This window comes from Mesorhizobium sp. M0968 (genome assembly GCF_040319065.1).
Taxonomy (GTDB): domain Bacteria; phylum Pseudomonadota; class Alphaproteobacteria; order Rhizobiales; family Rhizobiaceae; genus Mesorhizobium.
In genome coordinates this window covers 1-4,497 of the sequence record NZ_JAMYNL010000067.1, presented here as the reverse complement: position 1 = coordinate 4,497, position 4,497 = coordinate 1, and the positions used below count along the sequence as shown (strand labels likewise).

Below are 4,497 nucleotides of genomic sequence, written 5' to 3'. Positions count from 1 at the left end.
GCCGAGAGCCTGCATCTGGTCGAGGGTTGGATGTGTCAGCATGGGTTAGGACCCGCCGCGGATGTTGGTGTGCGATGGCGTGGGCGTGACCGGCTCGGCCGCGGGCGGCACGCGGTCGAGGCCGGATTTGAGGATGGCGTTGACGGAGGAGTAGGTAATCGCATTGATGGTCAGTGCCCGCGCGCAGGCCGCCTCGAGCCGATCCCGCTCGTAGCGACGGGCCAGCGAGAGGATGCCAAACGCGGAGCGGTATCCCTGCTCGGGATGGGGACGGTCGCGCATCATCCGCTCGACCAGAATGGCGGTGTTGGCGCCGATCCCGGCTGCCTGCCGGATCAGGTTCGCCGGCGTCGTGTTGGCATAGCGCTGGTGCGCCTTGGGCATGTGCTCGTTGACGGTGACATGGCCGCAGCGCTGCGAGCGGCGGACATGGCTGGCGACGCGCTTGTGATCATGGAAGAGCTCGACCACCCGGTGGGTGAGCCGCACATCCACGCGCCGCCCGATCAGCGCGTGCGGCACCGAGTAGAAGGTCCTGTCGATCTCGACATGGTAGTCGGGATGCACCTTCGCCGATTTCCACTCCGCATATTCGAACGGCGCCGGCGGCAATGGCGACAGGGCCGTTCGTTCGATCTCCTCGAACAGTTCCCGGCGGCTTTTGCCGACATGGCGCATGGGGCGGTTGTTCAGATCCTCCAGCAACACCGCGATTGCGGCGTTGAGATCGCCGAGACTGAAGAAGCGCCGGTTGCGCAGCCGGGCCAGGACCCAGCGCTCGACGATCAGCACCGCGCCCTCGACCTTCCCCTTGTCGCGCGGCTTGCGGCTTCGGGTCGGCAGGATCGTCGTGTCGTAATATTCTGCCATGGCGGCGAAGGTCTGGTTGAGCGTCGGCTCGAACCACAGCGCCTTGGCGACGCCGGCCTTCAGATTGTCGCAGACGATCGCCTTAGTTACCCCGCCGAAGAAGGTGAGTGCCCGGCACTGACCCTCGATCCAGTCCGGCAGTTTCTGGCTGAAGCTGGCATGGGCGAAGGTGAAGGACGACGCGCCCAGCACCGCAACGAAGATCTGAGCCTGGCAGATGACGCCAGTATCGGGATCGACGACGGGCACGGTGTGGCCCGCATAGTCGGTCTGCATCACCGCGCCCGCCTCGTGGCGGTTGCGGAACGTCGCGCTCGACCGGCGCTGGAAAGCGCCGAACCGGTCACAAAACCAGGTGTAGCCATAACCATCGGGGTGCGCCGCGCGGTATTCCTGCCACAACAGCGTCAGCGTCACGCCCTTGCGCTTCAGCTCGCGCGAGATCATCGCCCAATCGGGCTCGTCCAGATCCTGCGGTGGCCGGCCAACCCGGCGAAACAGAAGCCGCTCAAGCGATGCGTCATCGTCACAGCCAGGTGGCAGCGGCCAGTCCGAGACGCCAGCCTCACGTGCCCGCAACAGATAGGTCGAAACCGAAGTCTTGCTGATCTTCAGCCGTTCCGACACCGCACGCACCGAGAGGCCCTGCTCATGCGTCAGCCGCAGGATTGATCGTAGGTCTTTCACTGTCGTTCGTCTCGCTTGCTTCCGTCTTGGCATGGCCCTCCCAACCCGATGATGAGAGGGCAAAATGCCAGAACGGCGCTCCCGAGAACCGACCGTTATATCCGCCCCAAAAACTGTCCGGGAATTAGCGGAATCACTGTCCCGTAATTACTGAAATCGCTGTCCGCGAATTAGCGGAATGGGTGTCCGAGAATTTCTGAAACACGCAATAACCCAGGAGCTTCCGTACAACGGCGCCATTTTTCTGCTCTATCCACGCTTGGTCGTTCTTACGGTAAGGCCGCGAGCGAGTGAGTTCGATGCCGTGACCAAGGCAATATTCGATCAGCCTGTTGTTGACAAACTCGCTGCCATTATCCACATCCAGCGCTCTCAGGGCAAAGGGCAAGCCCATCCGGATGCGCTCGAGTGTCTCGACCACGAGGGTGCCTTCTCGGACTACGATGGGCGCGGCCTCCGTCCATCCGCTCGCGATATCGGTCAGAACCAGGCTGTGAACATAGCTACCGCAGTTGGCCTCTCCGCAATGAGCAACCAGGTCCATTTCCATGCTGCCGGGAGGCGGCTCGTTCCAGTCAGCAAAGGTGCGCATTTTGATGCGCCGCCGGGGCTCTGGCATAATCCTTGGCTTCTTTTTCGTACGCATGGTGCGCCTCGGCATCTGGAGCAAGCGGTCGATCGTCGCGGCACTCATCGACAGGACCTTGTGGTGTATCTCCTCCTCGAGCTTCAAATGCCCATTGCGTTCCAGCGCCGGCAATAGAATGGGCAGCAGTGCCTTGAGGCGCTTGCCGCAAACTCGATCGGAAGCTTCCCACAGCACGATCAAGGCGCCCCGCGCGGCCTCGTCATAGAGCGACAGGCGTTGACGGATCTGGCGATGCTTCGGCTTCGGGTGGCTGTTCAGGACACGGATTGCGGACTTTTCGTGATACCCCGTCGCGGCGATGAACTCCTCCAAGATCCGGCGCTTGTCCTTGGTCGTCGCGGCCGCATAGCGATCCCTGACCGCATTGGCCAGTTCCATGCGCATGGCATGTGTCATCTTCGTCTTCATGATGCCTCCCTGATGGCGAAGGCATCATGGCGACATGCGCCTTCACGAATAACATTTTAGGTGAGGCAACGAACCCGCGCGGTAACATTTTCCTTGAGGCAATGCGACAGCCCAGGAAACGCCCGAGGCCGCAAGCACGCAATGGCGCGCCGTCGCCGACCAGATCCGGCCGAAGGTGCCGAAGCTGGCGACAATCATGGACGACGCCGAGCCCGACGTGCTTGCCTACATGACTTTCCCCAAGGAGCACCGCGCCAAGCTGCACTCGACCAACCATCGAGCGCCTTAACGGCGAGATCAAGCGGCGCACCGAGGTCATCGGCATCTTCCCAAATGATGACGCCATCGTCCGCCTGGTTGGCGCGATCTTGCTCGAACAGAACGACGAATGGGCCGTGCAGCGCGCCAGATTACATAAGATTTTGAACCTTTGAACGCGTGATCGAGTGCGGTCTTGTGTCAGGCCTTGATTTGCGGCCATGACGTGCCGCGGGCCGGTATGGTGATACGCGGATCAGGTCCAAATCTAGAAAGCGAGCGCGAGGTTCGGTGCGAATTCTGGTTTCCTGATCCCGATCTGATCGATCATTTGCCCATGCGGTTCAGGCCTTCCTCACATCCCCGACGGACCGGTTCAGGTGTGCTGCTGAATGCTCATGCAGGCACCGTTGCCGGATTCCGGTAATCCTCTTCCTTTGTCAGCATGGCCCAGATGCCACGCGCCATCTTGTTGGCCAGCGCAATGGCCACGAGCATGCGCGGCTTCTTCGGCATCATGCGCGCGAGCCAGGAGCCCTCGGGCGCGCCCTTCCGCGATGCCCATCGGACCACAGCCATGGCTCCAATGATGAGCAGGCGTCGAATATCGCATTGGCCCATCTTCGAGGTTTTTCCTAGTCGTTGCTTGCCGCCGGTCGATTCTGCAACGGGACGAGCCCAAGTCAGGCGGCGAAGTCACGGCCGCATTTGAACGTCTCCATCGGGGGCGCGAAAGTTTCGATCGCCAGTGCGGCGATGGGGCCAACGCCGGGCATGGTTTGCAAGCGCCGAGATGCCTCAGCTTCCCTCGACAGAGCATCGATCTTCTTCTTCAGTGCGTCGATCCGGCCAGTTAGGTGGTAGATCCGGTCCAGCAGATCGCGGCAGATTTCGCGGGCCAGATCAGGCAAATTGGCTTTCTCGTCCTCAACGACACATTCAAGTCGGTTCAGATAACGAATTCCCTGCGGCGCGATGTGGCCGAACTCATAAAGGTGCGCACGCAATGCGTTGACCAACTCAGTGCGCTGATTGACCAGCTGTTCTCGGGTGCGAAAACATTATGGACCGAGACTGCTGCTCCTCGGTTTTCGGTTCGACGAAGCGCATCGTTGGCCGTTGCGCTGCCTCGACGATCGCCTCCGCATCCGCTGCGTCGTTCTTCTGCCGCTTGACGAACGCCTTGACATACCGAGGTGCAATCAGCTTCGGCTGATGGCCAAGCCGGACCATCTCGCGAGCCCAATAATGGGAACCGGCGCACGCCTCCATCGCCACTACACATGTTGGCTGACCCGCCATGAACTTGCAAAACTGCAGGCGCGACAGTTTTTTGCGGAACACGACTGATCCGTCAGCCGCCGCGCCATGCAGCTGAAACACGTTCTTTGCCAGATCGACCCCAATGATGGTAACCTTTCCATGGATGCCTGCCCTCTCCTTTGCGTGGCTCTAACACCACAAACTTGGCACATCGCGATGCCGCCGGAGAAGGCTGGCATCCACATGGGGTAATCGCGGGAGCGCATCGCCCAGAGAGCCCCGATAAGATGAAATACGGGCTCACGACCTGACGCCGGGCCCAGCATCTGATGGAGAACAGCCATGGAAGAATATATCGGTCT

Annotated in this window: 2 protein-coding genes and 2 pseudogenes; 1 reads left to right on the top strand and 3 read right to left on the bottom strand. The window is 61.0% G+C overall.

Going from position 1 to position 4,497, the window contains the following annotated elements; translation table 11 throughout:
• Positions 1-45: 45 nt before the first annotated feature.
• Together istA and NKH67_RS33710 are read right to left on the bottom strand one after the other, a co-directional pair.
• Positions 46-1,590: an IS21 family transposase gene (istA, locus tag NKH67_RS33715; protein ID WP_353033050.1), complete on the bottom strand. Its 1,545-nt coding sequence runs from the start codon at positions 1,588-1,590 to the stop codon at positions 46-48.
• A 100-nt stretch (positions 1,591-1,690) separates the two neighbouring features.
• Positions 1,691-2,614: an integrase catalytic domain-containing protein gene (locus NKH67_RS33710; protein WP_353033048.1), complete on the bottom strand. Its 924-nt coding sequence runs from the start codon at positions 2,612-2,614 to the stop codon at positions 1,691-1,693.
• A gap of 112 nt (positions 2,615-2,726) precedes the next feature.
• Here NKH67_RS33710 and NKH67_RS33705 point away from each other — a divergent pair.
• A pseudogene (locus NKH67_RS33705) lies at positions 2,727-3,024 on the top strand (transposase); the annotation flags it as partial.
• 244 nt (positions 3,025-3,268) lie between these two features.
• Here the strand turns inward: NKH67_RS33705 and NKH67_RS33700 are convergent.
• Positions 3,269-4,300 (bottom strand): annotated as a pseudogene (locus tag NKH67_RS33700) (IS110 family RNA-guided transposase).
• Between the last annotated feature and the right edge of the window lie 197 nt (positions 4,301-4,497).